Source organism: Pseudomonas sp. MYb13 (assembly GCF_002980075.1).
GTDB lineage: Bacteria > Pseudomonadota > Gammaproteobacteria > Pseudomonadales > Pseudomonadaceae > Aquipseudomonas > Aquipseudomonas lurida.
Genome location: NZ_PCQI01000011.1, coordinates 126,104 through 152,418, shown reverse-complemented (window position 1 = coordinate 152,418; position 26,315 = coordinate 126,104). Strand labels below are relative to the sequence as shown.

The window sequence follows — 26,315 nt, the reverse complement described above, 5'->3', positions numbered from 1 at the left end:
AGCCCATTTGAAGGCTGTAATCAACGCACACTCTTCCTGACGACTGTAGGAAGACACAACAACAATAACTGTCCTTCTGTAGCCCCCTGGGCGCGGAAATGGAGTGCGCGATGAAGTTCACAGCAAAAGCACTGCTTGTTTCTACCTGCATGACCACCTGCATGACCCTCAGCGCCGTCAGCTTTGGCGCGCAGACCCTGACCATTGCCACCGTCAACAACAGCGACATGATCCGCATGCAAAAGCTCTCGAAAACCTTCGAGACCGAGCATCCGGACATCAAGCTCAACTGGGTGGTACTCGAAGAAAACGTGCTGCGCCAGCGCCTGACCACCGACATCGCCACTCAGGGCGGGCAGTTCGATGTGTTGACCATTGGCATGTACGAAGCTGCACTCTGGGGCGCCAAGGGCTGGCTGGAGCCTATGAAGGACCTGCCGGCGTCCTACGACCTCGACGATGTATTCCCTTCAGTGCGTGACGGTCTGTCCGTCAAGGGTTCGCTGTACGCCCTGCCGTTCTACGCCGAAAGCTCGATCACCTATTACCGCACCGACCTGTTCAAGGACGCCGGGCTGACCATGCCCGAGCACCCGACCTGGAGCCAGATCGGCGAATTCGCGGCCAAACTCACTGACAAGACCAAAGAGCAGTACGGCCTGTGCCTGCGCGGCAAAGCCGGTTGGGGTGAGAATATGGCACTGATCACCACCCTGGCCAACGGCTACGGTGCACGCTGGTTCGATGAAAAGTGGCAACCTGAATTCAACGGGCCTGAATGGAAGGACGCGCTGACCTTCTACGTCGACAACATGAAGAAGTCTGGCCCTCCGGGCGCTTCCAGCAACGGCTTCAACGAAAATCTGGCGCTGTTCAACAGCGGCAAGTGCGCCATCTGGGTGGACGCCAGCGTGGCCGGCTCGTTCGTGACCGACAAGACCCAGAGCAAAGTGGCTGACCATGTCGGCTTCACTTTTGCCCCCCACGAGAAGACCGACAAGGGCACTTCGTGGCTGTACTCCTGGAGCCTGGCCATTCCGACCAGTTCCAAGGCCAAGGATGCCGCCAAGGTGTTCACCAGTTGGGCAACGTCCAAGGAATATGGCGAGCTGGTGGCCAAGACCGACGGTATTGCCAACGTACCGCCAGGCACACGCAAATCCACCTACAGCGACGAATACATGAAGGCGGCACCGTTCGCCAAAGTGACCCTCGAATCGCTGAAAGTCGCGGACCCGACCAAACCGACCCTCAAGCCGGTGCCTTATATCGGTATCCAGTTGGTCACCATTCCTGAATTTCAGGCGATTGGTACCCAGGTCGGCAAGTTCTTCTCGGGCGCACTGACCGGCCAGCAGACGGTGGATGCTGCACTGACCGCCGCCCAGACCACCACCGAGCGTGAAATGAAGCGGGCGGGTTATCCCAAATAAAAGGGGTACACCGCGGTAAATGCTTTGTGTGGGAGCTGGCTCGCCTGCGATGCAGGCGACTCGGTCTGTCAGCCAGACCGTTGTGATGCTATCGCAGGCACGCCAGCGCCCACATTGACCACGCTCCGATTCTAGTTCCGCATGCACCCGACTGGTCTTGATCCTAATGAATACAACACCCAAAAACCGCCTGGCCAACCCCGGCTGGTTCCTCGTCAGCCCCTCGGTGGCCTTGCTGCTGCTGTGGATGATCGTGCCGCTGGGCATGACCCTGTACTTTTCGCTGATCCGCTACAACCTGCTCTACCCCGGCGAAAACCAATTCGTGGGCCTGGAGAACTTCACCTATTTCATCACCGACTCAGGCTTCCTGCCCGGCGCCACCAATACCCTGTTGCTGGTCGGCAGCGTGCTGTTGATCAGCGTAGTGTTCGGCGTGTTGATCAGCGCCCTGCTCGAAGCCAGTGAGTTCTTCGGCCGTGGCCTGGTGCGGGTGTTGTTGATCTCGCCGTTCTTCATCATGCCCACGGTCGGCGCGCTGATCTGGAAGAACCTGATTTTCCACCCGGTGTCGGGGATTCTCGCCGCCGTGTGGAAGCTGTTCGGCGCCGAGCCGGTGGACTGGCTCGCACACTATCCGTTGCTGTCGATCATCATCATTGTGTCGTGGCAGTGGTTGCCGTTCGCGATCCTGCTGCTGATGACCGCCATGCAGTCCCTCGACCAGGAACAAAAGGAAGCCGCGCGCCTGGACGGTGCCGGGGCCATCGCGATCTTCTGGCACCTGACCCTGCCCCACCTGGCCCGCCCGATTGCGGTGGTGGTGATGATCGAAACCATCTTCCTGCTCTCGGTGTTCGCCGAAATCTTCACCACCACCAACGGTGGCCCCGGCTATGCGTCCACCAACCTCGCCTACCTGATCTACAACCAGGCGCTGGTGCAGTTCGACGTGGGCATGGCCTCGGCGGGCGGCTTGATTGCCGTGGTCATCGCCAATATCGCGGCGATCATCCTGGTGCGGATGATCGGCAAAAACCTGACTGACAAGCCTTGAGGGCCGCGCCATGACGCTCCAACAATCCCGCCGCCTGCAAAGCCTGTTGCTCGGCACCCTGGCCTGGGCCATCGCGATCCTGATTTTCTTCCCGATTTTCTGGATGGTGCTGACCAGCTTCAAGACCGAAATCGACGCGTTCGCCACGCCACCGCAGTTCATCTTCACCCCGACGCTGGAGAACTACCTGCACATCAACGAGCGCAGCAACTACTTCAGTTATGCGTGGAACTCGGTGTTGATCTCGTTCAGCGCCACCGCCCTTTGCCTGCTGATCTCGGTACCGGCCGCCTACTCCATGGCGTTCTACGAAACCCAGCGCACCAAAGGCACGCTGCTGTGGATGCTGTCCACCAAGATGCTGCCACCGGTGGGCGTGCTGATGCCGATCTACCTGCTGGCCAAGAGCTTTGGCCTGCTGGATACGCGCATTGCGTTGATCATCATCTACACCCTGATCAACCTGCCGATTGTGGTCTGGATGGTTTACACCTACTTCAAGGACATTCCCAAGGACATCCTCGAAGCCGCCCGCCTGGATGGCGCCACCCTGTGGCAGGAAATGGTCCGCGTGCTGCTGCCGATTGCCAAGGGCGGCCTGGCGTCCACCGTGCTGCTGTCGCTGATCCTGTGCTGGAACGAAGCGTTCTGGTCGCTGAACCTGACCTCATCGACCGCTGCGCCGTTGACCGCATTGATCGCCTCCTACTCCAGCCCCGAAGGGTTGTTCTGGGCCAAATTGTCCGCCGTCTCGACGCTGGCCTGCGCGCCGATCCTGATCTTCGGCTGGATCAGCCAGAAGCAGCTGGTGCGCGGTTTGTCCTTCGGCGCCGTGAAATAACGGCCTTTCAATAAAAAATTCAACGCGGAGGCCCATCCCATGGCCAACCTGAAAATCAAGAATCTGCAAAAAGGCTTCGAAGGCTTTTCCATCATCAAGGGCATCGACCTGGAAGTGAACGACAAGGAGTTCGTGGTGTTCGTCGGCCCGTCAGGGTGCGGTAAATCCACCCTGCTGCGCCTGATCGCCGGTTTGGAAGAAGTGACGGAAGGCACCATCGAACTGGACGGCCGTGACATCACCGAAGTGACCCCGGCCAAGCGTGACCTGGCGATGGTGTTCCAGACCTACGCGCTGTACCCGCACATGAGTGTGCGCAAGAACATGTCGTTTGCCCTGGACCTGGCCGGCGTCGACAAGAAGCTGGTGGACAGCAAGGTCAGCGAAGCGGCGCGCATCCTTGAGCTGGGGCCGTTGCTGGAGCGCAAGCCCAAGCAATTGTCCGGCGGCCAGCGTCAGCGTGTAGCCATCGGCCGCGCGATTGTGCGTAACCCGAAGATCTTCCTGTTCGACGAACCGCTGTCCAACCTCGACGCCGCCCTGCGCGTGCAGATGCGCCTGGAGCTGGCACGCCTGCATAAAGAGTTGCAAGCGACCATGATCTACGTGACCCACGACCAGGTTGAAGCCATGACCCTGGCCGACAAAGTCGTGGTGCTGAACAGCGGCCGTATCGAGCAGGTCGGCTCGCCACTGGAGCTGTATCACCAACCCGCCAACCTGTTTGTGGCGGGCTTCCTGGGAACGCCGAAAATGGGCTTCCTCAAGGGCAAGGTCACCCGTGTCGAGAGCCAGGGTTGCGAGGTGCAGCTGGACGCCGGCACCACCATCAGCCTGCCCCTGAGCGGCGCCACGCTGAGCGTCGGCAGCGCCGTCACACTCGGCATTCGCCCGGAACACCTTGAAATCGCCGCCCCCGGCCAAACCACCCTGACCGTCACTGCCGATGTCGGCGAACGCCTGGGCAGCGACACGTTCTGCCACGTCATCACCGCCAACGGCGAGCCGCTGACCATGCGGATTCGCGGCGACATGGCCAGCCAGTACGGCGAGACGCTGCACCTGCACCTGGACCCGGCGCACTGCCATCTGTTCGACACCGACGGTGTAGCCGTGGCCCGCCCACTGCGCGCCGCCGCCTGATTTCGCGAGACTCGTGATGAAACTGAATAAACAGAACCTCACTCAATTGGCGCCGGACGTGAAAATCCCGGCCTATGCCATTGCCGATACCCGCCAGGGCATCGCCCATATCGGTGTCGGTGGTTTTCACCGTGCGCACCAGGCGTATTACACCGATGCGTTGATGAACACGGGGGAAGGCCTGGACTGGAGCATCTGCGGCGTCGGCCTGCGTGCCGAGGACCGCAAGGCCCGCGATGACCTGGCCGGCCAGGACTACCTGTTCACCCTGTATGAACTGGGCGACACCGACGACACCGAAGTGCGCGTGATCGGCTCGATCAGCGACATGCTGTTGGCCGAAGACGGCGCCCAGGCATTGATCGATAAACTCGCCAGCCCGCAGATTCGCATCGTCTCGTTGACCATCACCGAAGGCGGCTACTGCATCGACGACAGCAACGGCGAATTCATGGCGCACCTGCCGCAGATTCAGCACGACCTGGCCCACCCGACGGCGCCCAGAACCGTGTTCGGCTTCATCTGCGCCGCCCTGACCAAACGCCGCGCTGCCGGCACCCCGGCGTTCACCGTGATGTCCTGCGATAACCTGCCGCACAACGGCGCCGTGACGCGCAAGGCGCTGCTGGCGTTCGCGGCCCTGCACAATGCCGAACTGCACGACTGGATCAAGGCCAACGTGAGCTTCCCGAATGCCATGGTCGACCGCATTACACCGATGACCAGCACCGCGCACCGCCTGCAATTGCACGACGATCACGGCGTTGACGATGCCTGGCCGGTGGTGTGCGAACCTTTCGTGCAGTGGGTGCTGGAAGACAAATTCGTCAACGGTCGCCCGGCCTGGGAAAAGGTCGGCGTGCAGTTCACCGATGACGTCACGCCTTATGAAGAAATGAAGATCGGCCTGCTCAACGGCAGCCACCTGGCGCTGACCTACCTGGGGTTTCTCAAGGGTTATCGGTTTGTGCACGAGACCATGAATGACCCGGTGTTCGTGGCCTACATGCGCGCCTACATGGACCTGGACGTCACGCCGAACCTGGCGCCGGTGCCGGGCATCGATTTGACCGAGTACAAGCAGACGCTGGTGGACCGCTTCTCCAACCAGGCAATTGCCGATCAGCTGGAGCGGGTGTGCTCGGATGGTTCGTCGAAGTTTCCCAAGTTCACCGTGCCGACCATCAATCGCCTGATTGCCGATGGACGCGAGACTGAGCGCGCAGCGCTGGTGGTGGCGGCCTGGGCGTTGTACCTCAAGGGCGTGGATGAGCAGGGGGTGAGCTACAAGATTCCCGATCCGCGTGCAGCGTTTTGCCAGGGGCTGGTGAGTGATGATGGGTTGATCAGTAAACGCTTGCTGGGGGTGGAGGAGATTTTTGGCACGGCTATTCCCAACTCCCCTGCGTTTGTGGCAGCGTTCGAGCGGTGTTTCGTGAGTTTGCGCGACAAGGGCGTGACACAAACCCTGCAAAATCTCTTGAAGAAACCGGCTTGACCCGGTGGGCGCTGGCTTGCCTGCGATGACGGTCTGTCAGTCACTTCATGGCTGACTGATCCACTATCGCAGGCAAGCCAGCGCCCACCATGACCGCATTTCAATCCAACAATAATGCTGAGCAAATCCTCATGACCCAGCAAAACCTGTTTCTCGGCATCGACTGCGGTACCCAAGGCACCAAGGCCATTGTCCTCGACGCGTCCAGCGGCCAGGTACTCGGCCTCGGCGCCGCAGCCCACACACTGATCAGCGGCGCCAACGGACGGCGCGAGCAGCACACCCAGGAATGGCTGGACGCCTTTACCGAAGCCACCCACCGCGCCCTGCAACAGGCCGGCGTGGATGGCCAGGACATCCTCGGTATCGGCGTGTCCGGGCAACAGCACGGCCTGGTATTGCTCGATGACCAAGGCCACGTACTGCGCCCGGCCAAGTTGTGGTGCGACACCGAAACCGCGCCAGAGAACGACCGCCTGCTGGCGTACCTGGGCGGCGAGAACGGCTCGCTGGAGCGCCTGGGCGTCGCCATTGCGCCGGGCTACACCGTGTCCAAGCTGCTATGGACCCGCGAACAACACCCGGACATCTTCGCGCGTATCGCGCATATCCTGCTGCCCCACGACTACCTCAACTATTGGCTTACCGGTCGCGCCGTCGCCGAGTACGGCGATGCTTCGGGCACCGGCTATTTCAACGTGCGCAGCCGTGAGTGGGATGTGGCACTGCTCAGGCACATCGACCCGAGCGGTCGCCTAGAACACGCCTTGCCGCAGTTGATAGAGGCTGATCAAGCCGTTGGCACCGTCCTGCCTGCCATCGCCGAACGCCTGGGCATCAACCCCAACGCCATCGTCTCCAGTGGCGGCGGCGACAACATGATGGGCGCCATTGGCACCGGGAACATAGCTCCGGGCGTGATCACCATGAGCCTGGGCTCGTCGGGCACCGTGTATGCGTTTGCCGACCAGCCCAACGTCAGCCCGCAAGCCTCGGTCGCCACCTTCTGTTCGTCCAGCGGCGGTTGGCTGCCATTGATTTGCACCATGAACCTGACCAACGCCACCGGGGTGATCCGCGAGCTGTTCGACCTCGACCTGGCCGCGTTCAATACCCTGGTCGAGCACGCCCCCATCGGGGCCGACGGTGTGAGCATGCTGCCGTTCCTCAACGGCGAGCGCGTGCCCGCCCTGCCCCACGCCACCGGCAGCCTGCACGGCCTGACCATGACCAACCTGACCCGCGCCAACCTGTGCCGCGCCGTGGTCGAAGGCACCACCTTCGGCCTGCGCTATGGCCTCGACCTGCTGCGCCAGACCGGCCTGCAAAGCCAGAGCATCCGTTTGATCGGCGGGGGTTCGAAAAGCCCGGTGTGGCGGCAGATGGTTGCCGATATCATGAACACCGAAGTGATCTGCACCGAACAAAGCGAAGCCGCAGCCTTGGGCGCGGCCATCCAGGCGGCCTGGAGCCAGTCCGGCGAATCCCTGGCCAGCCTGTGCGACAAATGCGTGAGCGTCGACCCCGCCAGCCGTACGCTGCCGGTGGCAGCCAGCGTCAGCGCCTATCAACAGGCTTACGAGCGCTATCAACAGCACGTGGCAACCCTTTAAGAGCGAACGACTATGTATCTGGTGTGTGGCGAAGCGCTGTTTGATTTTTTCAGCGAGGAAGATGCCAGTGGGCAGGCTTCCAAGGTCAACTACAAGGCAATTGCCGGCGGCTCGCCGTTCAACGTCGCCGTGGGGCTGCGCCGGCTGGGCATCGAGGCCGGGTTGTTCGGTGGCTTGTCCACCGACTTCCTGGGCCGCCGCTTGCTGCAGGTGCTCAAGGATGAAGGGGTCAGCGAGCAGTTCCTGGTGGAATTCGCCGCACCGACCACCTTGTCGATGGTCGCCGTGGGCGCCAATGGTTCACCGCAATACAACTTTCGCGGCGAAGGCTGTGCCGATCGGCTGCTGGAAGTCGCCCACCTGCCGGCGCTGGGGGCTGAGATTCGCGGCCTGCATGTGGGCTCGTTCTCGCTGGTCGTGCAACCGGTTGGCGACACGCTGCTGAACCTGGTCAGGCGCGAAAGTGGCCAACGCCTGATCAGCCTCGACCCCAACGTGCGTCTCAACCCGCAACCGGATATCCAGTTGTGGCGCGACCGCGTGGCGGAACTGGTCAAGCATGCCGACCTGATCAAGGTCAGCGACGAGGACCTGCACCTGCTCTACCCCGACCAGTCGCCGGAAAGCGTGCTACAGGGCTGGTTGCAACACCGTTGCCAGCTAGTCTTCCTGACCCGGGGCGGCGACGGCGCCAGTGTGTTCAGCCGCCAGCACGGCAACTGGTCGCAACCTGCAGTCAAGGTGGTAATGGCCGATACGGTGGGTGCCGGTGATACCTTCCAGGCCGCGTTGATTGCCTGGCTGACCGAGCAGCAACGGGATTCAGTCGAGGGCCTGCAACAGCTCACGCGTGCCCAGATCGACGCGATGCTGGGCTTTGCCATTCGCGCCGCCGCGCTGACGTGTGGCAAGACCGGACCAGACCTGCCGTACCGCCACCAGCTTGGATGAAGGTTTTGTCAGCCAGGCAAACATTAATCGATGGTTAATCCCGCAAGCCGAGAGTGAAGTTGTACCCACTTGTTGCGGAGAACCACCATGAAACTGCGCACGTTGATGCTCGGTGCCGCCCTTGCACTGGCGGCTGTGTCAGGCCTGGCCCAGGCCGACGATCAAACAGCCGCCGTCAAACCGGTGCCTTATCACTACGGCCTGCCGATGAACATCGACAAGGTCCTGGCCATGAACGAAACCCCGACTGACGAATGCAAGGTCATCAAGGCGGATATCAAGTTCCTGGACAAGGCGGGCAAGGTGGAAGACGTGAGCTATCGAAAAATGTCCGAAGCCTGCGATTTCCAGAACTGAAGCGTTGAAACAACGGTGCCAGGCCCGCACAAATAGGCGTAGTCTTGCGGGCTTGTCATAAGGCCGAAAGGATTCGCCATGCTGTTGAGTTTTCGCACCCTCGCCACCTTTACCGCCCTGCTCTGCTTCGCCTTGGCACTTGTCTGGGGACTGCGCCCCGACCTGATGCTGTGGTTGTGGAGCGTCGAATACTCCAGCGCCACCGGGCTGGTGTCGCGCCGCAACGCCGCGTTGTTCCTGGGCATTGGCGTCATGTTCTACCGCGCGCGCCACGCGCCCCCTTCAGACACACGCCGCGCGCTGACCACCGGGTTCATCACCGGGTGCTTTGTGTTGGCGGCATCAGGGTTCAGTGAGTGGATCAATGGCAATGCGGGACCCGGCATCTTGCTGGCGGTGGTTACAGAAACCGTATTGGGCCTGGCGTTCATCCAGGCCCATAGGGCTTCGGTGCATCACACTCAAGCGTCCAGCTAGTAGACGCCGCGCTCCGACGCTCGTTGCAGGACGGGTGCGTGGGTGTGCTTGAGGTCTTCGCGCAGCCCGGTGATCAGGTTGCAAATGGCTCGACTGCTGTCGAGTTTGTCCGCGTTAATGCCTTTGACTTCCAGATCCACCCGATCACGGTCACGGTCGTCATAGACCTTGATCGTCAACGAGGCATCTTCGGCTTTGATGCATTCGCACCGTTTGGGCAGGAAACTTCCTTCAATAATGCTGCGAAGTTCTAATTCCGAAAGCATGGTCAACCTCTCCTTTCCTGAGACTGCCAACAGATTGTCATGAAGCTGGCGGGCGCTCGCCCGCCACGTCTTACCGACCTTGGAAGACGCTTGTAACACCCAAGCCTACTCGGCAAAAACCGCCCTCGTTGTAACCTTTCTTCATAAGCACTGTACGGGGTTATATATGTTAAACAGCATCCGTTGAATCGTCGTCGAACCGCGTCGATTAAACGTTTAACCCTACGCTTGGGATTGAACGGCGCCTTGCGCAGCGACCCTTTCGGCAACATGTCGCAAACTATCGAAGTTGATATTCGCCCCAGAATTGATCGCCACCAGGGTCTGCCCATGCAGATTGTGGCTGGCCACGTATTGACGAATGCCGGCGACTGCCAACGCGCCGGACGGCTCGGTGATGGAACGTGTGTCGTCGTAGATCAGCTTGATGGCGCTGCACAGTTCGTCATTACTGACGGTGATGACCTCATCCACCCAGTCCCGGCAGATCTCGAACCCGTAGGCGCCGACCTGCGCCACCGCCGTGCCGTCGGCAAACCCGTCGACGCTGGGCAGCACCACCCGTTCACCGGCCCGCAGCGCCGCCAACAGGCAACTGGACCCTTCGGGTTCGACGCCAATGATGCGCACCTCGGGCCGCAGGTATTTGACGTACGCGGCAATGCCGGCGATCAGGCCACCGCCGCCCACCGGCACGAAGATCGCGTCCAACGGCCCTTGCTGTTGGCGCAGGATCTCCATGGCCACGGTGCCTTGGCCGGCAATTACGTCCGGGTCATCGAACGGCGAGACGAAGGTGCAGCCGGACGACTCGGCCAACTGCAGCGCATGGGCCAGGGCAAAGGGGAAGCTCGCGCCGTGCAGCACCGCTTGCGCGCCGCGTGAGCGCACGCCCAGCACCTTGAGCTCAGGGGTGCTGGCGGGCATGACAATGCGCGCCTCGATCCCCAGCTCCCGCGCCGCCAGGGCCACGCCCTGGGCGTGATTGCCGGCCGACGCGGTGACGACGCCACGCGCTTTCTGCCCAGGCGTGAGCTGCACCAGCTTGTTGTAGGCGCCGCGAATCTTGAAGGAAAAGGTCGGTTGCAAGTCTTCGCGCTTGAGCAATACCTGGTTACCCAGCAGCGCCGACAAGGCCGGGGCCGCCTGCAAGGGCGTGCGCACCGCCAGGTCGTACACCGGGGCAGCAAGAATCTTTTTCACGTAATGTTCAAGCAGTCCCGGGTCGGCAGAGTAAGGCGCGGTGCAGGTGCTCATGGGTGTCTCCTGGCTTTTTGTCAAAGGCCCTGGAGACGGAAAAACAAAACCCGCCTCTAGGGCGGGTTTGGGTACAGCCGTGCGCTATCCCGCCAAATGAGGAATGGCGGTAATAATGCTTGGCTGGCTGCGAAAGGCTTGAAATGTCATGTGACGAAACTAACCGGCGGCCCGTGGCCAAGTCAATGGCCAACCGCCGTTTAGCGGCGAGGGGTTTACGATTGATATACGAAACATATACGCTTTGTATATTCCTACCGCACAGTGAACACCATGGGCATCGTCAAGATCACCGACCAATTGCACGAACAACTGCGCCTGGCCAGCGCCGCGATGGACCGCTCCATCAACGCCCAGGCTGAATTCTGGATCAAGATCGGGCTGCTCGCAGAACTCAACCCCCACCTGCCCTACAACGAGTTGATCAACAAACTGTTGCTGGACAAGCCAGACCTGATCCGGGGGCGCAGTTGATGATCAAGACTGCCGCACAACTGGCCGTGATGCGTGAAGCCGGGCGCCTGCTGGCACAGGTCTTTACTATGCTCGATGGTTTCGTCGCCGCCGGCCGCTCGACCCTGGAGCTGGACGCCGCCGTCGAAGCCTTCATCCGCAACGACCTCAACGCCCGCCCCGCCAGCCTGGGACAGTACGACTACCCCTTCTCCATCAACACCTCAATCAACGAAGTGGTGTGCCACGGCATGCCCAGCGCCAAGGAAATCCTCAAGGACGGCGACATCATCAACATCGACATCACCCTGGAAAAAGGCGGCTTTATCGCCGACTCCAGCAAGATGTACATGATCGGCACCGTTTCCCCCAAGGCCAGGCGCCTCGTGGAAATGACCTTCGAAGCGATGTGGGCCGGTATCCGCCAGGTCAAGCCTGGCGCCCGCCTGGGCGACATCGGCCACGCGATCCAGCGCCATGCGCAAGCCAACGGCTACAGCGTGGTACGCGAGTATTGCGGCCACGGCATCGGCCGGCAGATGCACGAAGAACCGCAGGTCCTGCACTTCGGCCGTCCCGGCACCGGGCTGGAACTTCGTGAAGGCATGGTGTTTACCGTGGAGCCAATGCTCAACCAGGGCAGCTCGAAAGTGCGCAGCCTCAAGGATGGGTGGACCGTGGTCACCAAGGACAACAGCCTGTCGGCGCAGTGGGAGCACACGGTGGCAGTGACCGCGGATGGCTTTGAGGTGTTTACGTTGCAGGCCTAGACGGTGTGGGGTTGTTGTTGGGGGACAGGCCCAGCAAAACGCTCGTGCCCCAACACTCGGCACCTCGCCTAAGCTCGGTGTGCCCGTAATCCGACAGTGATTGGGGGCTGCCTAAGATCAAAATCAACAGCGTGGCGGCCTTGGAGCCGACCGGTTTCTTACTGTCGATCTCGGTTCAAATGTGGGAGCTGGCTTGCCTGCGATGGCATCAACCCGGTGTACCTGATGGACCGAGGAGTCTGCATCGCAGGCAAGCCAGCTCCCACAGAAAAGCCGTATGTCAGCAAGTAAATCTGTGACTGGCACATCGCATTCGCGAGCAAGCCCGCTCCCACAGTGGGTTCTCTATCCACCAGACGAAGCTGCTTTTGATCTTAGGCGCCCCGTCAACCACGCTGGCCGAGCGCAGGTTTGAATCCGTGGGTAACCCGGCAGGACGCCGGGTTGGCCGCGATGACCGCACAAATGGATGTGTACACAAAAAGACAAGCCACACAAAAGATCAACAGGCTCACACGACATTCACCCGCCGGCTATCCGCTTGAGGCCCAACACCATCAAGCCGGCCCCCAGCCCCATCGCCAGCAGGAACAACGGATACGACACCCACCACGGCGTTCCCGCCGTCATCATGCTGAACTCCGACATACCGCCAATGCTCGCAATCAGGTTCAGCGGCAGGAACACTACGTTGATCAACGTGAGCTTGCGCAACAGGTTGTTCATGCTGTTGTTCATCAGGTTGCCGCGCGCATCAATCAATCCGGAGAAGACGTTGGAATAGATCTCAGCCTGTTTGTAGCACTGGTGGTTCTCGATGATCAGGTCATCGATCAGCCCGAGGATTTCCGCGCTGAAATGCTCCTTTTCGGCATGGTTGCGCAACCGCGACAGCACCGCGCCGTTGCTGTGCAGCGCGTTGATGTAATAGATCAGGCTTTCGCTGAGGCTGAACATCTGCATCAGGTGGTGGTTGCTCATCGACGCATTGAACTGCTGCTGCAACTCCCGGGCGACCAGCTTGATCACCTTGAGATGGCCCAGGTAGTGGTGGACGTTGTTGAGCAGCAGGTCGAGCAACACATCCAGCGGTGTATGCAACGGACGTCGCTGGCCCAGGCCGGTGAGCGGGGTTTCGTCGGTGGCGATCACCAGCAGGCGACTGGGTGAAAACAGCAGGCCGCAGGACGACACCTCGAACACCAGGTTGCCGCCGCCAGAGTAATTCTCCGGGCGTTTCCAGATCAGGAACAGATTGTCGGGGTGAAACTCGATACGTGACACTTCGTCAGGGTCGAGCGCCGAGGCCAGGGCGTGTTCGTCCAGCTTGTGGTGGTCACGCAGCCACTCACGCTCGGCCAAATCAGGGTTGTTGAACAACAGGATCGGGGCATCATCATGCTCCCCGCTGCGCAGCTTGCCATCGGTCAGTTCAAAACGCTGGATCATCGCCGGCTCACCAGACCTGGCCCTGACGCTTCAACTCCAGGCGCCGCACGAACTCTTCCAGCACCAGGCCATAGAGGTCGTCCTGCAAGTAGGCATCTTCGATACCCGCATCCAGGTTGGGGTTGTCGTTAACCTCGATCACCACCACTTTGTCGCCGGACTGCTTGAGGTCGACGCCGTAGAGGCCATCACCGATCAGGTTGGCGGTCTTGACGGCCAGTTCCACCACCGCCTTGGGCGCCTCGTGGACCGCCAGGGTGCGGCATTCGCCGTTGATGTCCTGGCCGATGGCCTTGTGGTTGTAGATCTGCCAATGGCCCTTGGACATGAAGTATTGGCAGGCAAAGATCGGCTTGCGGTTGAGTACACCGATGCGCCAGTCGTACTCGGTGTAAAAGAACTCTTGTGCCAACAACAGTACCGAATGCTCGAACAGCTCCGCAGTGGCCTTGAGCAAGGCTTCCTGGCTTTCGACCTTGATCACCCCGCGGGAGAAGCAGCCGTCGGGGATCTTCAGTACCAGCGGGAACCCCAGGCGCTCACCGACCCGTTCGAAGTCTTCCGGTCGCTCCTTGTACAGAATCTCGGTGGCGGGCATGCCCAGCTGATGGCTGTTGAGCAGGTCCGTGAGGTAGACCTTGTTGGTACAGCGCAGGATCGATGCCGGGTCGTCCATGACCACCAGGCCTTCGCTTTCGGCTTTCTTGGCAAAGCGGTAGGTGTGATTGTCGACGCTGGTGGTCTCGCGGATCAGCAAGGCGTCGTACTCGGCCAGGCGCGAGTAGTCCTTGCGCTCGATCAGCTCCACATCGATGCCCAGGCCCTTGCCCACGCGAATGAAATTATCCAGCGCCTTGGCGTTCGACGGCGGTAATTGTTCCTGGGGGTCGTGCAGGATGGCCAGGTCGTAACGGGCCAGGCGACGTGAGCGTGGCTGGCGCCAGATCTTGCGGCTGAAGTTATCCAGGGCGTGGGCGAATTGATCTTCCTGATCGTCGCGCAACTTGTGCAACACGCCAGACTTGACCCCTTCGATGTGCCAGCCGTTGTGCTGCTTGAATTCAACTAACAGAATCGGGCATGGGAAGGTTTCAAACAATTGGCGGGCCAGATCCTGCAACGGCTCTATATTGGTCCGGCCAAAGTAAAGTGTCAGGGTAAAGCCTTCGGTATTGCTGTAAAGGTGATGACTCAAGGCTTTATCGAGGGTTTTATCCAGGTCGTCCAGGGCCAGGCCGTACAGCGACTTCTTCGTCAGTTCGCTGATGGTACGCACCGAGGGAATCACCTTGTGCCCGCGGGCCTCGGCGAGCAACGAACAGTAATAACCGTGCCCCAGGTACTTGTAGCTGCGGCACAGGTTGATTACCTGCACACGCTTGCCGGTCTCGTTTTCCCGGGTCTGTTCCAAGTACTCCTGAGCCGTGACGATGTCTTCGCTGGGGAAGTAGGAGGCCCAATCTTCCTTGCGCTCGACAATGATCACTACTTGACGGGTTCCTTTGAGAGGTGCGGAAAAATAACCTTTATTAGTTATTGTCGCCGCGAGCGTTTGCTCGGATACTTCACGCCAATGACCTTGTACCGCCGACATAATATTTGATCCGCTTTAGAGAACTCGACCTTTTCTATTAAGCACGATCTTTTAGAGAAGTCCCGTTTCGTTACGCAACTTTTACGGCGGTCATATGGCTCTTTGCTTTCGCGTTGCAACCCCCTGCGATGTGCCTGAATTGGTGGCACTGGAACAGCACTGTTTCACCACCGACCGGTTGTCATCGCGCAGTTTCCAGTGGATGGTCAGCCGCGCCAACGGCCAGTTGCTGGTGGCGGAAAAAGAGGGACAGTTGCTCGGCTACGCGCTGGTGCTGTTCCACCGTGGCACCTCGTTGGCGCGCCTGTATTCCATCGCCATCGCCGAGCCTGCACGCGGCCTTGGGCTGGGCAAGCAGTTGCTTACACGCATCGAAACCATCGCGGTGGAACACGACTGTGCCTACCTGCGCCTGGAGGTGCGCACCGACAATCCTGCTGCCCTGGCCCTGTATGAGCGCAATGGCTACCGGCGTTTCGCCCTCATCAACGACTACTACGAAGACCACACCGCCGCCCTGCGCCTGGAGAAACGCATCGTGCAGCATCAGGATGCGCGCCCGCAAAGCGTGCCGTATTACCAGCAGACCACCGACTTCACCTGCGGCGCGGCGTGCCTGCTGATGGCCATGGGCGCATTGGTGCCGGAGCGCGTGGCGCAACGGCGTGAAGAGCTGCAGATCTGGCGCGAAGCGACCACCGTGTTCATGACCGCCGGCCATGGCGGTTGCAGCCCGCAAGGGCTGGCCTTGGCCGCCTGGCGTCGCGGTTTTGCGGTGCGCATGCAGGTGAATGTGCGCGGGCCGCTGTTTCTGGATGGCGTGCGTGATGCGCATAAAAAGGACGTCATGCGCCTGGTGCATGAGGCATTCGAAGAGGAATTGGCGAGCAGTGACGTCGAGCAAGTGTTCGGTGGCGCGCTGGACTTGCCCCAGGTATTACGTGACGGCGGCCAGCCACTGGTGTTGATCAGCAGCTACCGCCTCACGCGCTCCAAGTCACCGCACTGGGTAATGGTCACTGACTGCGACGATGACTTCGTCTACCTGCACGACCCGGACGTTGACCACAGCCAGCACCGTCAACCCCTGGACTGCCAGCATTTGCCGGTCAGCCATGGGGAGTTCGAACGCATGTGCCGGTTCGGCAATAACAAATTGCGGGCGGCGGTAGTCGTGTTCACGCCACGTTCTTGATCGCAGCCTTGGCCTCCAGCTCACGCACCAGCGGCAACACGCGCTTGCCGAAGTACTCGACTTCTTCCTGGAAGTGCAGGAAACCGGCGAGCACCAGGTCCACCCCCACTGCCTTGAGCGCGACGATGCGCTCGGCGATCTGCTGCGGCGTGCCGATCAGGTTGGTCTTGAAGCCATCGTTGTACTGCACCAGGTCCTCGAAACTGGACTTGGCCCAGTTGCCCTCGCCTTCCGGTGAAGCCTTGCCGGCCTGCCTGGCTGCATCACCAAAGGCATTCACGGCCTCCGGATCGGCCTTGTCGATGATCTCCGCCAGCACGGCACGGGCTTCTTCTTCGGTGTCGCGGGCAATCACGAACGCATTGACGCCGACCTTGACCGAATGGTTATTCGCCGCCGCCTTGGCGCGGATGTCGTCGACCTGAGCCTTGATGCCTTCCGGGGTGTTGCCGTTGGTGAAGTACCAGTCCGACACCCGTGCGGCCATATCCCGCGCCGCCCGCGAGCTACCGCCCTGGAACACTTCCGGCTGGCCCAGTGGCTTGGGCTTGAGGGTGTAATGGTTGAACCGGTAGAAGTCGCCTTTGAAGGTGAAGTCGTCCTGGGTCCAGATGCCTTTGAGGGCGCGGATGAATTCTTCGGAACGGCGATAGCGTTCGTCGTGCTCCAGCCAGTGTTCGCCAATGGCCTGGAACTCGCCCTTGAACCAGCCGCTGACAATGTTCACCGCGATACGGCCGTTGGTGAGCTGGTCGATGGTCGCCAGTTGCTTGGCCGCCAGCGCTGGTTGCCACGGGCCGGGCAGGATAGCGGCGATCACCTTGAGCGTGGTGGTCGCAGCCAACAGCGCGTGGCTGAACGCTACGGATTCATGCTGGTTTTCGGCGCCGTAGCCGGCAGTGAAGCGGATTTGGGTGAGGCCGTACTCAAAACCGGCGGCTTCGGCGAGCTGCGCCAGCTTGCGGTTGTAATCAATGCCCCAGTGAGTGCGTTGCTCGATCTTGCTGACCACCAGCCCACCGCTGACGTTGGGCACCCAATAGGCAAATTTCACGGCTTGCTGACTCATCGAACGGTACCTCGCACAAAGGGATGTACCCAGGGCTTGAGCAGCAAGCATGCCAGGCCGGTGAAACGCCCATGCCAGGGGCTCTGGGCGCAATTGGAGGTGCCGACGACGATGTCGCAGAGTGGGCTGGTTTGTCGAACAGCTGTTGCCAGGGCAACAGTGGCTTGGGGCTTTACCCCGCAAATACGGGCAGCGGCGCCCGGCACGGACTGTGCAATCCCCCCTGTACCGATCACTGCCCAGGAACCTTGCCCATGACCGAACAACACGTCATCAACCCGCTGTCGACCGGCGCGGACTACCCGACCCTGGCTGCGCGCTTCCGGCCGATTTTTCAACGCATCGCCGAGGGCGCCGTACAGCGCGAACAGAGCCGCACCCTGCCCCACGAGCCGATCCAGTGGCTAAAAGCCGCCGGCTTTGGCGCGGTGCGCGTTCCCGTGGAGTACGGTGGTGGCGGTGCTTCCTTGCCGCAGTTGTTTGAACTGCTGATCGAACTGGCCGAAGCCGACTCAAATCTGCCCCAGGCCCTACGCGGGCACTTTGCCTTTGCCGAAGACCGCCTGAATGCACCGCCCAGTGCCGGTCGCGACCTGTGGTTCAAGCGTTTCGTGGAGGGCGATATCGTCGGTTGCGCCTGGACCGAAATCGGCAACGTGGCCATCGGCGATGTGGTCACCCAAGTCAGCCCCGACGGTGACCATTGGAAGCTCAATGGAGAAAAGTTCTACAGCACCGGCAGCATTTTCGCCGACTGGATCGACGTCTACGCCCAGCGCAGCGACACCGGCGCCGACGTGATCGCCGCCACCCGTGCCCGCCAGCCTGGCGTGGTGCACAGCGATGACTGGGACGGTTTTGGCCAGCGCACTACGGGCAGCGGCACGTCACGCTTTACCGATGCCGTGGTGGAAGCAGGCAACGTCATCGACTTTGCCACCCGGTTCAAATACCAGACCGCGTTCTACCAGTTGGTGTTGCTCGCCAGCCTGGCGGGTATCGGCCGTGCGGCATTGCGTGATGTGGCGCATCAGGTGCGCAGCCGCCAGCGCATCTACAGCCATGGCAATGCGGCCCATGTGAGCCAGGATCCGCAGATTCAACAGGTAGTGGGCGACGTGGCTGCCCTGGTGTACGCCGCCGAGGCCAGCGCGTTGAAAGCGACGCTGCCGGCGCAACGGGCTTATGTCGCGCGGTTTGGGGGGGATGAAGCCGTGGAGCGTGAGGCCAACGTGGCGGCCGAGATTGAGTCGGCCACTGCACAGGTGGTGGTGTCCGAGTTGATCCAGCGTGCGACCAGTGAGTTGTTCAATGCATTGGGGGCGTCGGATGTGCGCCAGGGTAAGGCGCTGGATCGGCATTGGCGTAATGCGCGGACGGTGTCGTCGCATAATCCGGTGATCTACAAGGCGCGGATTGTGGGGGATTGGGTGGTTAATGGGGTTGAGCCGCCGTTTGTCTGGCAGATTGGGAATGGGCCCGGTACAGCAGCTTAGGCTCGATGTGCTCGTAACCCGACAGGTTTCTTATTGTCGACCTCGGTCAAAGGTGGGAGCTGGCTTGGCTGCGATGGAATCAGCCCGTATGCCTGATGTACCGAGGTGCCTGCATCGCAGGCAAGCCAGCTCCCACAGAAAAGCTAGTATGTGATTGATCTATCGACCCAGCACGGCGACCTGGGATCTGACCGTTTTTTTACTGTCGGTCTCGGTCAAAGGTGGGTGCTCTATCCCCCAGACGAAGCTAATTTTGGCTTGCTTCTGATCTGAGGCGCCCCACCCAACACGCTGGCCGTACTCAGGCTTGAGTCCGTAAGTAAACCGAGCCTAGGCGAGGTGCCGAATGTTGGGTCAAGTGCCATGGTTACTCTTGGGCTCTTTTTTCAAAAGTGACCCGCCGTAAGGACGGAACCTAAGCCGCCGTTACCCAAACAACGGATATGCCCCCAAATCAAAACGCCAGTTTGTAGCCGATAGCCATGAGCATCACCGCCAAACACGGGCGCAACACCCCATCCGGAAGCTTGCCCGTCATATGACTACCGATATAAATCCCCGGCAACGACCCCATCAACAAAAAGCCCAGCAGATGCCAGTCCATGTTACCCATGCTGGCATGGCCCAATCCCGCCACCAAGGTCAGCGGCACGGCATGCGCGATCTCAGTCCCCACCAACCGCCGCGTAGCCAGGAACGGATACAGAATAAACAACGCCACGGTCCCCAGCGCACCCGCGCCAATGGACGTCAGGGCAACCATGGTGCCGAGGATCGCCCCCGTCACCACCGTCAGCGCGTTCAGGTTGCGCGGACTCATGTGGTAGTCATCGCCGGCATGCCGCTGGGCAAACGCCAACAGGCTTTTCTTGAACAGAATCGCCAAGGCCGTCAGCAGCAGCACCACGCCGAGGGCCTGCTTGATCACCGCATTCATGGCACTGGGGTCAGTGTGCAGGCTGGCCAGGAACCACAGGGTCAGCAACACCGCAGGCACACTGCCCAGCGTCAGCCAGCCGGTGATGGTCCAGTCGATGTTCTTGTTCTTGCTGTGCACCAGCACGCCACCGGACTTGGTGATGGCCGCGTACAACAGGTCGGTGCCCACCGCGGTGGCGGGGTTGATGCCGAACCACAGCAGGATCGGGGTCATCAACGAACCCCCGCCCACACCGGTCATGCCTACGATAAAACCAACGATCAGGCCAGCAACCACAAAACCAAAATTACCCACATCCATTAAAGCTACCTGCGGCCTTATAAATTTCTGGCCGCAGGATAGCGATTTTTCTTATAACGACTTATATCAATATGATCTGACTTTATGCCTTTTAACTCAGTCGATGGCAGACGTAGGCCTGGGTCTCGTAGGGGAAGGCGACCGTCTCCCGCCCTTTCAACGCCGGATGGGTGTCGATCAGTGCCTGCAATTGTGCGGTAACCATGGCTTTGGGTGCCTCGGGAAGCGCCGCGATAAAACTCACGGAGAGGAAACGGTCCATGATCACTTCTTGAGGGCTGCCGACGTGGCTGTAGGGAAAAAAGGTCACTTCGGGTGCGCAAAAGTACTCGCCGGTGAAAGCCTCGCGCCAGCGCCCGGTGTGAAAGCGCGGGGTGTCGCCTTCGTAGGGAGTGATGATGTCAGTGATGGCGGCGACCCAATCCACCGATTCATCCCGCACGTTCCACACCAGGCCAAGGCGGCCGTCGGGCTTGAGCACGCGATGGATTTCTGCCAGGGCAGCCTCCGTGGAGAACCAGTGGAATGCCTGGGCACACACCACCGCATCAGCGCTGGCGGCGGGCAGTGGGATGGATTCAGCGGTGCCATTGACCAGGCGTACGGCCGGCAGCAGTTTGGTCAACTGGGCGCCCATGGCCGCGACCGGCTCGACGGCGGTCAATGTCGGTGCCAGGGTGCTGAGCAAACGGGTGAACTTGCCGGTGCCGGCGCCCAGGTCAATCACGTTCGACTGGGCATCGATGCGCAGGGTCTCGGCCAGCCAGCCCGTCAGTTGCCTTGGGTAATCCGGCCGGCCCTGGGCGTAGGTGACGGCCTGGGTAGAGAAACCTTGTTGAGCAGACGTGTGAACACCAGTCATTGCCAATCTCTCCTCGGGTAAAGCGGGGGCACAGTGTGCGCCCTCTATCATTTATTTTCTAATCGCTGCATCCAATCGTGCGTGCCATGGGTAGTACCTCTCAGTCACCCCGCTGTTTTACTGAAATGGAGAAGTACCCATGAACGCTAAAGCACTGTTCTGCCTCACTGCCCTGCTCGCCGCTGCACCTGCTGCCTTCGCCCAGACCGGCTTGCCCGACAGCATCAAGGTGCCGGATGGCCACAAGGTGGCGCTGGAAACCACCGGCGTCGGCGAAATCACCTACGAGTGCCGCGACAAAGCCAACGCTGCGGGCCAGACCGAGTGGACCTTTGTCGGGCCAAAGGCGGTGCTGAATGACCGCAGCGGCAAGCAAGTGGGCACCTATTTCGGCCCACCCGCTACCTGGCAGGCCAAGGACGGTTCGAAAGTCACCGGCACCCAGTTGGCCGTGGCGCCGTCCGGTGCGGGCAACCTGCCGTATCAACTGGTCAAGGCCAACCCGGCCGAAGGCAAGGGCGCGATGAGTGGCGTGAGCTACATCCAGCGCGTCGCGCTCAAGGGTGGCGTGGCGCCGAGCACTGAGTGCACCGCTGCCAACAAAGGCAAGCAGGAAGTGGTGAAGTACCAGGCCGACTACATTTTCTGGGCGGCCAACTGAACAAACTCGGCTACGCTGCCCCCAATGCGGATAAATATGCGGTTTGGCGCTTGGGGGTAGCATCACGTGTTTGATTACGAAGCCTGTCTGCGGGCGTGCGCCCGTGGCGATCAACGCGCCTTGCGCCAGCTCTATGAGCAGGACAGCAGCCGTTTGCTCGGCGTGGCGCTGCGCATCGTCAGGGACAAGTCCCTGGCCGAAGACATCGTGCATGACGCCTTCATCAAGGTCTGGCGCGGCGCCGGCAGTTTCGACCCCGATCGCGGCTCCGCCCGTGGCTGGGTGTTCAGTGTGACCCGGCACCTGGCGCTCAATGTCGTGCGCAATCATTACCGTGAAATACCGTTGAGCGACGAGCACGAGCGCGTCGCTACAACCGACACCTTTGAATTCGCTTCGCGCTCGGGGCAGGTCCACACCTGCCTGGAGCAGCTCGATCCGGCCCGCCGCACGTGCATCCTGCATGCCTATGTCGACGGTTATTCCCACAGCGAAATCGCCCGGAAACTGGACACCCCGCTGGGGACCGTCAAAGCCTGGATCAAACGTAGCCTCGCCGCGCTGCGGGAGTGCATGGCATGAGCAACCCACTGGACGAACTGGCCAGCGAATACGTGCTGGGCACCCTGCCTGGCGAACAGCGCGTCGAGGTGGAACAACGCCTCGCCCACGACGCCGAGCTACGCGCAGCGGTTGATGCCTGGGAACAGCGCCTGTTGCCGTTGACGGCCCTGGCGGAGCCCGTACCACCTTCCTCTGAATTATGGCGACGCATCGAACGCAACACCGCCAGTGCCCGAACGCCCTGGTGGGACTTGCTGGCAGTGTGGCGTGGCCTGGCCGGTGCCGGGTTGCTGACCACGCTGGTGCTGGCCGGGTTGCTGCTGACCCGCCCGCCCACTGCCGAGCCAAGCTTCGTGGTGGTGCTGGTTGCACCGCAAAACCAGGCACCGGGCTGGGTGATCCAGGCCAGTAACGATCAGCAGATTCAGTTGATCCCGCTGGGTGTGATGGAAGTGCCGGCCGACAAGGCCCTGCAGTTCTGGACCAAAGGCGACGGTTGGCAGGGGCCCGTGTCCCTGGGCCTGGTCAAGCCGGGGCAGACGCTGTCGGTGCCACTCGACAAGCTGCCGCCGCTGACGCAGAACCAACTGTTCGAGCTGACCCTGGAGGATCCACGGGGCTCGCCAACCGGTAAGCCCACCGGGCCGATCCAGGCGATCGGCCGCGCGGTTAAGGTGCTCTGATCAGCCGACGCTGGGCAACCACACCCGGAATCGCGCGCCGCCCAGCGGCGACGCCAATGCCGTCAAGGTGCCGCCCTGGGCTTCCAGGGCGCGCCGGCTGATGGCCAGGCCCAGGCCGAAACCACCGGTGGCACGGTCACGGCTGCGGTCCAGGCGGTAGAACGGCTCGAAGATGCGCTCGCGCTGGTCCAGCGGGATGCCGATGCCGTCATCGTCCACCCAGATTTCACAGCCCTTGGGGCACACCTTGACGCCGACCTGGATGCGCTTGTCGCAGTAACGCGTGGCATTGCGCAGCAGGTTCTGCAACGCACGGGCGGTGAGGCGCGGGTCGAGGCTGAAGCGCTCCACGGCGCAATCGAGTACGACGTCGATGACGATCTCGGGGTTTTCCAGCTCGTCGTCGACGCTGCCAAGCACGCTGTCGATAAATTCATCGAGCACCACCTCGACCCTCTCTGGCAGTTGCGCCGGGTTTTGCAGGCGGCTGTAGGACAACAGCTCGAGCACCAGTTCATCCAGCTCGCGGATATGCGCCACCAGGCTTTGCAGGCGTTCGCGACTGGCCTCGGGCAAGTCTTCGGAGAGCGCCAGCGCCAGGCCGAAATCCAGGCGAGTGAGCGGCGTGCGCAGTTCGTGGGAGACCGCGTTGAGCAGGTCGCGCTGCTGGTTGAGCAGGTGTTCGATGTCGTCGGCCATGGTGTCGAACACCGAGGCCAGACTGCCGATGCTGGAGCTGGCCGGAATGCGCGTACGCTCGGCCAGGTTGCCCTGGCCCAATTGCCCCGCGGTGCTTTTCAAGCGTTCCAGGTCGCGCCAGTGCGGACGCAGCCACACCAACAGGCAGGCCAGCAGCGCAGCGACGATCAGCACGTTGATCGCCCAGTACAGGACGTTCATGTCCATCGGATCGGGCGGAACTGTCAGCTTGACCACGAATTGCTCGTTGATCGGCGAACTGATTTCCTCCATCCACCCCCACTCCCCCAGGCGCACGACTGGCTTGCCCTGCTCCAGCAGTTTTTCTTCGGTCGGGGTGTAGCTGGCGTCCTGGCGCAGCAGCAATTGCACTTTCAAGGGTGCGAAGTCACGGCCCAGCTGGTCGGTCACCTGTGACCAGCGTTCCACCGGTGCGCGCAGGTATTGCTTGACGATCAGCTTTTGCTGGCCGCGAGTCTGCTCGATGTTGTAGTTCATGTAGCGGTGTTCGAACAGCTGGATCACCAACGAGGGGATCAGGTAGATCGCCGCACTGTAGGTGACGATGGTGATCAGGTAGAGACGCAGCAATACACGGAACATGGGTCAGCATTCCCACTCGGAACGGCTGAACAGGTAGCCCTTGCCCCATACCGTCTTGATCTTGCGCGCTTCGCCGGCGTTGTCATCGAACTTGCGCCGCAGCTTGGAGATGGCCACATCCACCGACCGGTCGGTGCCGTTGAACTCGATACCACGCAGGCGTTGCAGGATCTGGTCGCGGCTGAGCACTTCGCCGGCATGCCGGGCCAGCACCACCAGCAGGTTGTATTCGCCGCTGGACAACTCCACGGCCTGCTCGCGCCAGGTCACGGTGCGCTCCGACAGGTCGATGCACAGGTTGCCCACGATGATCTGGTCATTGGCGAGCTGGGGCTCGGACAAGCTGCTACGGCGCAGCAACGTACGCACACGGGCCAGCAACACACGCGGTTCGCAGGGTTTGGTCACGTAGTCATCGGCGCCCATTTCCAGGCCCAGCACTTGGTCGTGGCTGTCATCACGGGCGGTGAGCATCAGGATGGGCAGGCCCGCCGAGTCGGCGCGCAACAGGCGGCACACTTGCAGGCCGTCGAGACCGGGCAGCATCAGGTCGAGGATCACCAAGTCCGGTGGGTTCAGGCGTGCGCGTTCGCGAACGTGGTCGCCACGGCTGAGCACGCTGACGTGATAGCCATTGCGTTCCAGGTAGCTGGCAATCAGCTCGGAGAGTGCGGCGTCGTCTTCCACCAGGAGGATGTTGGGCATGGTGTTTCCAAATAATGCGGTTCGTCGGCTGTGCACAGACCCTTGTGGGAGCGGGCTTGCTCCCACATCGATCTTGGTTGTTTGCAGGATTGTGCAAGGATATACGCCCTCTGCGGACTATGGGTCGCACCTTACATTTCTTCACACACGGCCTACACAGCTTCACAGCACCAGGGCGCAGGTGACTTTAGGATGCGCCAGTCAATATTGGGATAAGAGCATGTCGAAGAATCTGTTTGCGCCGTTTTGCCTGCTGGCCCTCACCCTGGCCCTGAGCGCGTGTGGCGACTCCGCCGCCGAAGCGCCAGAAATGCCCCTGGCCAAAGTGCGCATCGAAACCCTGCAGGCCAAACCGCTCTCGATCACCAGCGAACTGAGCGGGCGCATCGCCGCGCCGCGCATTGCCGAAGTGCGTGCACGGGTCGCGGGCGTCGTCATGCAGCGGGTGTTCAAGGAAGGCCACGACGTGAAACAAGGCGACGTGCTGTTTCGCATCGACCCCGCGCCCTTCAAGGCCGACCTGGACAGTGCCCAGGCCAACCTGAGCAAGGCCCAGGCCAATGCCTTCCAGGCGCACTTGCAAGAACAGCGCTACAGCCAGTTGGTGGAAAGCAACGCCATCAGCGGCCAGGACTACGACAACGCCCGCGCCGCCGTGCGCCAGACCAACGCCGATGTCGCCGCCAACAAGGCCGCCGTCGAACGCGCCAGGCTGAACCTGGGCTACGCCACCGTGACCGCGCCGATTTCCGGACGCATCGGCCGCGCGTTGGTGACCGAGGGGGCGCTCGTCGGCCAGAACGAGGCCACGCCGCTGGCGATCATCCAGCAGTTGGACCCGATCCACGCCGACCTGACCCAGTCCACCCGCGAGTTGAATGACCTGCGCCGTGCCTTCCGTGCCGGCAGCTTGAAGCAGGTCGGCCAGGACCAGGCCAAGGCCACGCTGATCCAGGACGACGGCAGCCTTTACCCGCTGCCAGGCAAATTGCTCTTCGCCGAGATCAGCGTCGATCCCGGCACCGGGCAAATCATCCTGCGCAGCGAGTTCCCCAACCCGGACCTCGACCTGCTGCCCGGCAGCTTTGTGCGGGTGCGCCTGGAACAGGCGATCGACAAGCAAGGCATCAGCGTGCCGCAACGCGCTATCACCCGCGACAGCGCGGGCATCCCGATGGTGCTGTTGCTGGACGCCGAGCAGACCGTGAGCCAGCAGCCAGTGGAGCTTGGCGCGGTGATCGAGGACCGCTGGATCGTCAGCAGCGGCCTCAAACCCGGCGACCGTATCGTCGTCGAGGGCCTGCAACACGCGCGCCCCGGCGAAAAAGTCGAAGTGGACGACAGCCCCGCGCCGAATGCCCAGGCCTCTGTCCGCTAAG

General features: G+C 61.4%; 26 protein-coding genes. 17 read left to right on the top strand and 9 right to left on the bottom strand.

The window, feature by feature from the left end; all coding sequences use genetic code 11:
* Positions 1 to 149 precede the first annotated feature (149 nt).
* From CQ002_RS19685 to CQ002_RS19640, 9 genes are all read left to right on the top strand, one after another.
* Positions 150 to 1,433, top strand: coding sequence for a sugar ABC transporter substrate-binding protein (locus CQ002_RS19685; protein ID WP_371919465.1), 1,284 nt, complete (start codon positions 150 to 152; stop codon positions 1,431 to 1,433).
* 166 nt (positions 1,434 to 1,599) lie between these two features.
* Entirely contained in the window at positions 1,600 to 2,490 is an 891-nt protein-coding gene (locus tag CQ002_RS19675; protein ID WP_034104722.1) for a carbohydrate ABC transporter permease, read from the top strand.
* Positions 2,491 to 2,500: 10 nt separating this feature from the next.
* Positions 2,501 to 3,331: a carbohydrate ABC transporter permease gene (locus CQ002_RS19670; protein WP_012723930.1), complete on the top strand. Its 831-nt coding sequence runs from the start codon at positions 2,501 to 2,503 to the stop codon at positions 3,329 to 3,331.
* Between the two features lie 39 nt (positions 3,332 to 3,370).
* Entirely contained in the window at positions 3,371 to 4,474 is a 1,104-nt protein-coding gene (locus tag CQ002_RS19665) for an ABC transporter ATP-binding protein (RefSeq protein ID WP_034104718.1), read from the top strand.
* A 16-nt stretch (positions 4,475 to 4,490) separates the two neighbouring features.
* On the top strand, positions 4,491 to 5,972 hold the full coding sequence (locus CQ002_RS19660) for a mannitol dehydrogenase family protein (protein ID WP_105162092.1): 1,482 nt from the start codon (positions 4,491 to 4,493) through the stop codon (positions 5,970 to 5,972).
* Between the two features lie 131 nt (positions 5,973 to 6,103).
* Positions 6,104 to 7,585: a xylulokinase gene (xylB, locus tag CQ002_RS19655; protein WP_069023296.1), complete on the top strand. Its 1,482-nt coding sequence runs from the start codon at positions 6,104 to 6,106 to the stop codon at positions 7,583 to 7,585.
* A gap of 12 nt (positions 7,586 to 7,597) precedes the next feature.
* The gene (locus tag CQ002_RS19650; RefSeq protein WP_034104713.1) at positions 7,598 to 8,536 is read left to right on the top strand and encodes a carbohydrate kinase; all 939 of its coding nucleotides are present in this window, start codon (positions 7,598 to 7,600) and stop codon (positions 8,534 to 8,536) included.
* An 87-nt stretch (positions 8,537 to 8,623) separates the two neighbouring features.
* A complete protein-coding gene (locus CQ002_RS19645) occupies positions 8,624 to 8,893 on the top strand; it encodes a DUF2790 domain-containing protein (RefSeq protein ID WP_034104711.1) in 270 nt (89 codons plus the stop codon).
* 78 nt (positions 8,894 to 8,971) lie between these two features.
* On the top strand, positions 8,972 to 9,370 hold the full coding sequence (locus CQ002_RS19640; protein WP_034104709.1) for a hypothetical protein: 399 nt from the start codon (positions 8,972 to 8,974) through the stop codon (positions 9,368 to 9,370).
* Here the strand turns inward: CQ002_RS19640 and CQ002_RS19635 are convergent.
* Both CQ002_RS19635 and ilvA read right to left on the bottom strand, forming a co-directional pair.
* Positions 9,367 to 9,636 (bottom strand): DUF1652 domain-containing protein, encoded by a 270-nt coding sequence (locus CQ002_RS19635; RefSeq protein WP_034104707.1) that lies wholly within the window; start codon positions 9,634 to 9,636, stop codon positions 9,367 to 9,369. The genes CQ002_RS19640 and CQ002_RS19635 overlap by 4 nt on opposite strands.
* A 222-nt stretch (positions 9,637 to 9,858) precedes the next feature.
* Positions 9,859 to 10,893: a threonine ammonia-lyase, biosynthetic gene (ilvA, locus tag CQ002_RS19630; protein WP_080758270.1), complete on the bottom strand. Its 1,035-nt coding sequence runs from the start codon at positions 10,891 to 10,893 to the stop codon at positions 9,859 to 9,861.
* A 273-nt stretch (positions 10,894 to 11,166) separates the two neighbouring features.
* On the opposite strand from ilvA, the gene CQ002_RS19625 reads away from it, so the two are divergent.
* Both CQ002_RS19625 and map read left to right on the top strand, forming a co-directional pair.
* Complete coding sequence (locus CQ002_RS19625) at positions 11,167 to 11,367, top strand: ParD-like family protein (RefSeq protein ID WP_003190946.1); 201 nt, start codon at positions 11,167 to 11,169, stop codon at positions 11,365 to 11,367.
* Entirely contained in the window at positions 11,367 to 12,116 is a 750-nt protein-coding gene (map, locus tag CQ002_RS19620) for a type I methionyl aminopeptidase (RefSeq protein ID WP_034104705.1), read from the top strand. The genes CQ002_RS19625 and map overlap by 1 nt, the downstream gene beginning before the upstream one ends.
* 522 nt (positions 12,117 to 12,638) lie before the next feature.
* Here the strand turns inward: map and CQ002_RS19615 are convergent.
* Together CQ002_RS19615 and CQ002_RS19610 are read right to left on the bottom strand one after the other, a co-directional pair.
* Complete coding sequence (locus CQ002_RS19615; protein WP_034104703.1) at positions 12,639 to 13,565, bottom strand: magnesium transporter CorA family protein; 927 nt, start codon at positions 13,563 to 13,565, stop codon at positions 12,639 to 12,641.
* A 7-nt stretch (positions 13,566 to 13,572) separates the two neighbouring features.
* On the bottom strand, positions 13,573 to 15,159 hold the full coding sequence (locus CQ002_RS19610) for a RimK family protein (RefSeq protein WP_105162091.1): 1,587 nt from the start codon (positions 15,157 to 15,159) through the stop codon (positions 13,573 to 13,575).
* A 94-nt stretch (positions 15,160 to 15,253) separates the two neighbouring features.
* On the opposite strand from CQ002_RS19610, the gene CQ002_RS19605 reads away from it, so the two are divergent.
* A complete protein-coding gene (locus CQ002_RS19605; protein ID WP_034104698.1) occupies positions 15,254 to 16,354 on the top strand; it encodes a GNAT family N-acetyltransferase/peptidase C39 family protein in 1,101 nt (366 codons plus the stop codon).
* On the opposite strand, the gene sfnG is transcribed toward CQ002_RS19605, so the two are convergent.
* Entirely contained in the window at positions 16,338 to 17,423 is a 1,086-nt protein-coding gene (gene sfnG, locus CQ002_RS19600) for a dimethylsulfone monooxygenase SfnG (protein ID WP_069023315.1), read from the bottom strand. The genes CQ002_RS19605 and sfnG overlap by 17 nt on opposite strands.
* A gap of 254 nt (positions 17,424 to 17,677) precedes the next feature.
* Here sfnG and CQ002_RS19595 point away from each other — a divergent pair, with 254 nt between their 5' ends.
* A complete protein-coding gene (locus CQ002_RS19595; RefSeq protein ID WP_105162090.1) occupies positions 17,678 to 18,919 on the top strand; it encodes an acyl-CoA dehydrogenase family protein in 1,242 nt (413 codons plus the stop codon).
* Between the two features lie 454 nt (positions 18,920 to 19,373).
* Here the strand turns inward: CQ002_RS19595 and CQ002_RS19590 are convergent, their stop codons facing one another.
* Both CQ002_RS19590 and CQ002_RS19585 read right to left on the bottom strand, forming a co-directional pair.
* A complete protein-coding gene (locus tag CQ002_RS19590) occupies positions 19,374 to 20,159 on the bottom strand; it encodes a sulfite exporter TauE/SafE family protein (protein ID WP_034104691.1) in 786 nt (261 codons plus the stop codon).
* A gap of 91 nt (positions 20,160 to 20,250) precedes the next feature.
* Positions 20,251 to 21,021 (bottom strand): class I SAM-dependent methyltransferase, encoded by a 771-nt coding sequence (locus CQ002_RS19585; RefSeq protein ID WP_034104689.1) that lies wholly within the window; start codon positions 21,019 to 21,021, stop codon positions 20,251 to 20,253.
* A gap of 139 nt (positions 21,022 to 21,160) precedes the next feature.
* Between CQ002_RS19585 and CQ002_RS19580 the strand changes: the two genes are divergently transcribed.
* The 3 genes from CQ002_RS19580 (at position 21,161) to CQ002_RS19570 (ending at position 22,929) form a co-directional block, all read left to right on the top strand.
* Entirely contained in the window at positions 21,161 to 21,682 is a 522-nt protein-coding gene (locus CQ002_RS19580) for a DUF3455 domain-containing protein (protein WP_034104687.1), read from the top strand.
* 66 nt (positions 21,683 to 21,748) lie between these two features.
* On the top strand, positions 21,749 to 22,264 hold the full coding sequence (locus CQ002_RS19575) for a sigma-70 family RNA polymerase sigma factor (protein WP_034104685.1): 516 nt from the start codon (positions 21,749 to 21,751) through the stop codon (positions 22,262 to 22,264).
* Positions 22,261 to 22,929 (top strand): anti-sigma factor domain-containing protein, encoded by a 669-nt coding sequence (locus CQ002_RS19570; protein ID WP_034104683.1) that lies wholly within the window; start codon positions 22,261 to 22,263, stop codon positions 22,927 to 22,929. Before CQ002_RS19575 ends, CQ002_RS19570 begins: the two co-directional genes overlap by 4 nt.
* On the opposite strand, the gene CQ002_RS19565 is transcribed toward CQ002_RS19570, so the two are convergent.
* Positions 22,930 to 24,231: an ATP-binding protein gene (locus CQ002_RS19565; RefSeq protein ID WP_105162089.1), complete on the bottom strand. Its 1,302-nt coding sequence runs from the start codon at positions 24,229 to 24,231 to the stop codon at positions 22,930 to 22,932.
* A 3-nt stretch (positions 24,232 to 24,234) separates the two neighbouring features.
* A complete protein-coding gene (locus CQ002_RS19560) occupies positions 24,235 to 24,936 on the bottom strand; it encodes a response regulator transcription factor (protein ID WP_034104679.1) in 702 nt (233 codons plus the stop codon).
* Positions 24,937 to 25,156: 220 nt separating this feature from the next.
* On the opposite strand from CQ002_RS19560, the gene CQ002_RS19555 reads away from it, so the two are divergent.
* Positions 25,157 to 26,314, top strand: a complete 1,158-nt coding sequence (locus tag CQ002_RS19555) for an efflux RND transporter periplasmic adaptor subunit (RefSeq protein WP_105162088.1) — start codon at positions 25,157 to 25,159, stop codon at positions 26,312 to 26,314.
* Position 26,315: the final 1 nt, after the last annotated feature.

What these genes read in the sequence shown, in the direction of transcription:
- CQ002_RS19645 (WP_034104711.1), top strand. Translation starts at nt 8,624, where the DNA reads ATGAAACTGCGCACGTTGATGCTCGGTGCCGCCCTTGCACTGGCGGCT.
- CQ002_RS19595 (WP_105162090.1), top strand. Translation starts at nt 17,678, where the DNA reads ATGACCGAACAACACGTCATCAACCCGCTGTCGACCGGCGCGGACTAC.
- map (WP_034104705.1), top strand. Translation starts at nt 11,367, where the DNA reads ATGATCAAGACTGCCGCACAACTGGCCGTGATGCGTGAAGCCGGGCGC.
- CQ002_RS19670 (WP_012723930.1), top strand. Translation starts at nt 2,501, where the DNA reads ATGACGCTCCAACAATCCCGCCGCCTGCAAAGCCTGTTGCTCGGCACC.
- sfnG (WP_069023315.1), bottom strand. Translation starts at nt 17,423, where the DNA reads ATGAGTCAGCAAGCCGTGAAATTTGCCTATTGGGTGCCCAACGTCAGC.
- CQ002_RS19635 (WP_034104707.1), bottom strand. Translation starts at nt 9,636, where the DNA reads ATGCTTTCGGAATTAGAACTTCGCAGCATTATTGAAGGAAGTTTCCTG.
- CQ002_RS19675 (WP_034104722.1), top strand. Translation starts at nt 1,600, where the DNA reads ATGAATACAACACCCAAAAACCGCCTGGCCAACCCCGGCTGGTTCCTC.
- CQ002_RS19590 (WP_034104691.1), bottom strand. Translation starts at nt 20,159, where the DNA reads ATGGATGTGGGTAATTTTGGTTTTGTGGTTGCTGGCCTGATCGTTGGT.
- CQ002_RS19570 (WP_034104683.1), top strand. Translation starts at nt 22,261, where the DNA reads ATGAGCAACCCACTGGACGAACTGGCCAGCGAATACGTGCTGGGCACC.
- CQ002_RS19565 (WP_105162089.1), bottom strand. Translation starts at nt 24,231, where the DNA reads ATGTTCCGTGTATTGCTGCGTCTCTACCTGATCACCATCGTCACCTAC.
- CQ002_RS19585 (WP_034104689.1), bottom strand. Translation starts at nt 21,021, where the DNA reads ATGACTGGTGTTCACACGTCTGCTCAACAAGGTTTCTCTACCCAGGCC.
- ilvA (WP_080758270.1), bottom strand. Translation starts at nt 10,893, where the DNA reads ATGAGCACCTGCACCGCGCCTTACTCTGCCGACCCGGGACTGCTTGAA.
- CQ002_RS19650 (WP_034104713.1), top strand. Translation starts at nt 7,598, where the DNA reads ATGTATCTGGTGTGTGGCGAAGCGCTGTTTGATTTTTTCAGCGAGGAA.
- CQ002_RS19615 (WP_034104703.1), bottom strand. Translation starts at nt 13,565, where the DNA reads ATGATCCAGCGTTTTGAACTGACCGATGGCAAGCTGCGCAGCGGGGAG.
- CQ002_RS19660 (WP_105162092.1), top strand. Translation starts at nt 4,491, where the DNA reads ATGAAACTGAATAAACAGAACCTCACTCAATTGGCGCCGGACGTGAAA.
- CQ002_RS19640 (WP_034104709.1), top strand. Translation starts at nt 8,972, where the DNA reads ATGCTGTTGAGTTTTCGCACCCTCGCCACCTTTACCGCCCTGCTCTGC.
- CQ002_RS19605 (WP_034104698.1), top strand. Translation starts at nt 15,254, where the DNA reads ATGGCTCTTTGCTTTCGCGTTGCAACCCCCTGCGATGTGCCTGAATTG.
- CQ002_RS19560 (WP_034104679.1), bottom strand. Translation starts at nt 24,936, where the DNA reads ATGCCCAACATCCTCCTGGTGGAAGACGACGCCGCACTCTCCGAGCTG.
- CQ002_RS19625 (WP_003190946.1), top strand. Translation starts at nt 11,167, where the DNA reads ATGGGCATCGTCAAGATCACCGACCAATTGCACGAACAACTGCGCCTG.
- xylB (WP_069023296.1), top strand. Translation starts at nt 6,104, where the DNA reads ATGACCCAGCAAAACCTGTTTCTCGGCATCGACTGCGGTACCCAAGGC.
- CQ002_RS19665 (WP_034104718.1), top strand. Translation starts at nt 3,371, where the DNA reads ATGGCCAACCTGAAAATCAAGAATCTGCAAAAAGGCTTCGAAGGCTTT.
- CQ002_RS19580 (WP_034104687.1), top strand. Translation starts at nt 21,161, where the DNA reads ATGAACGCTAAAGCACTGTTCTGCCTCACTGCCCTGCTCGCCGCTGCA.
- CQ002_RS19685 (WP_371919465.1), top strand. Translation starts at nt 150, where the DNA reads ATGACCACCTGCATGACCCTCAGCGCCGTCAGCTTTGGCGCGCAGACC.
- CQ002_RS19555 (WP_105162088.1), top strand. Translation starts at nt 25,157, where the DNA reads ATGTCGAAGAATCTGTTTGCGCCGTTTTGCCTGCTGGCCCTCACCCTG.
- CQ002_RS19610 (WP_105162091.1), bottom strand. Translation starts at nt 15,159, where the DNA reads ATGTCGGCGGTACAAGGTCATTGGCGTGAAGTATCCGAGCAAACGCTC.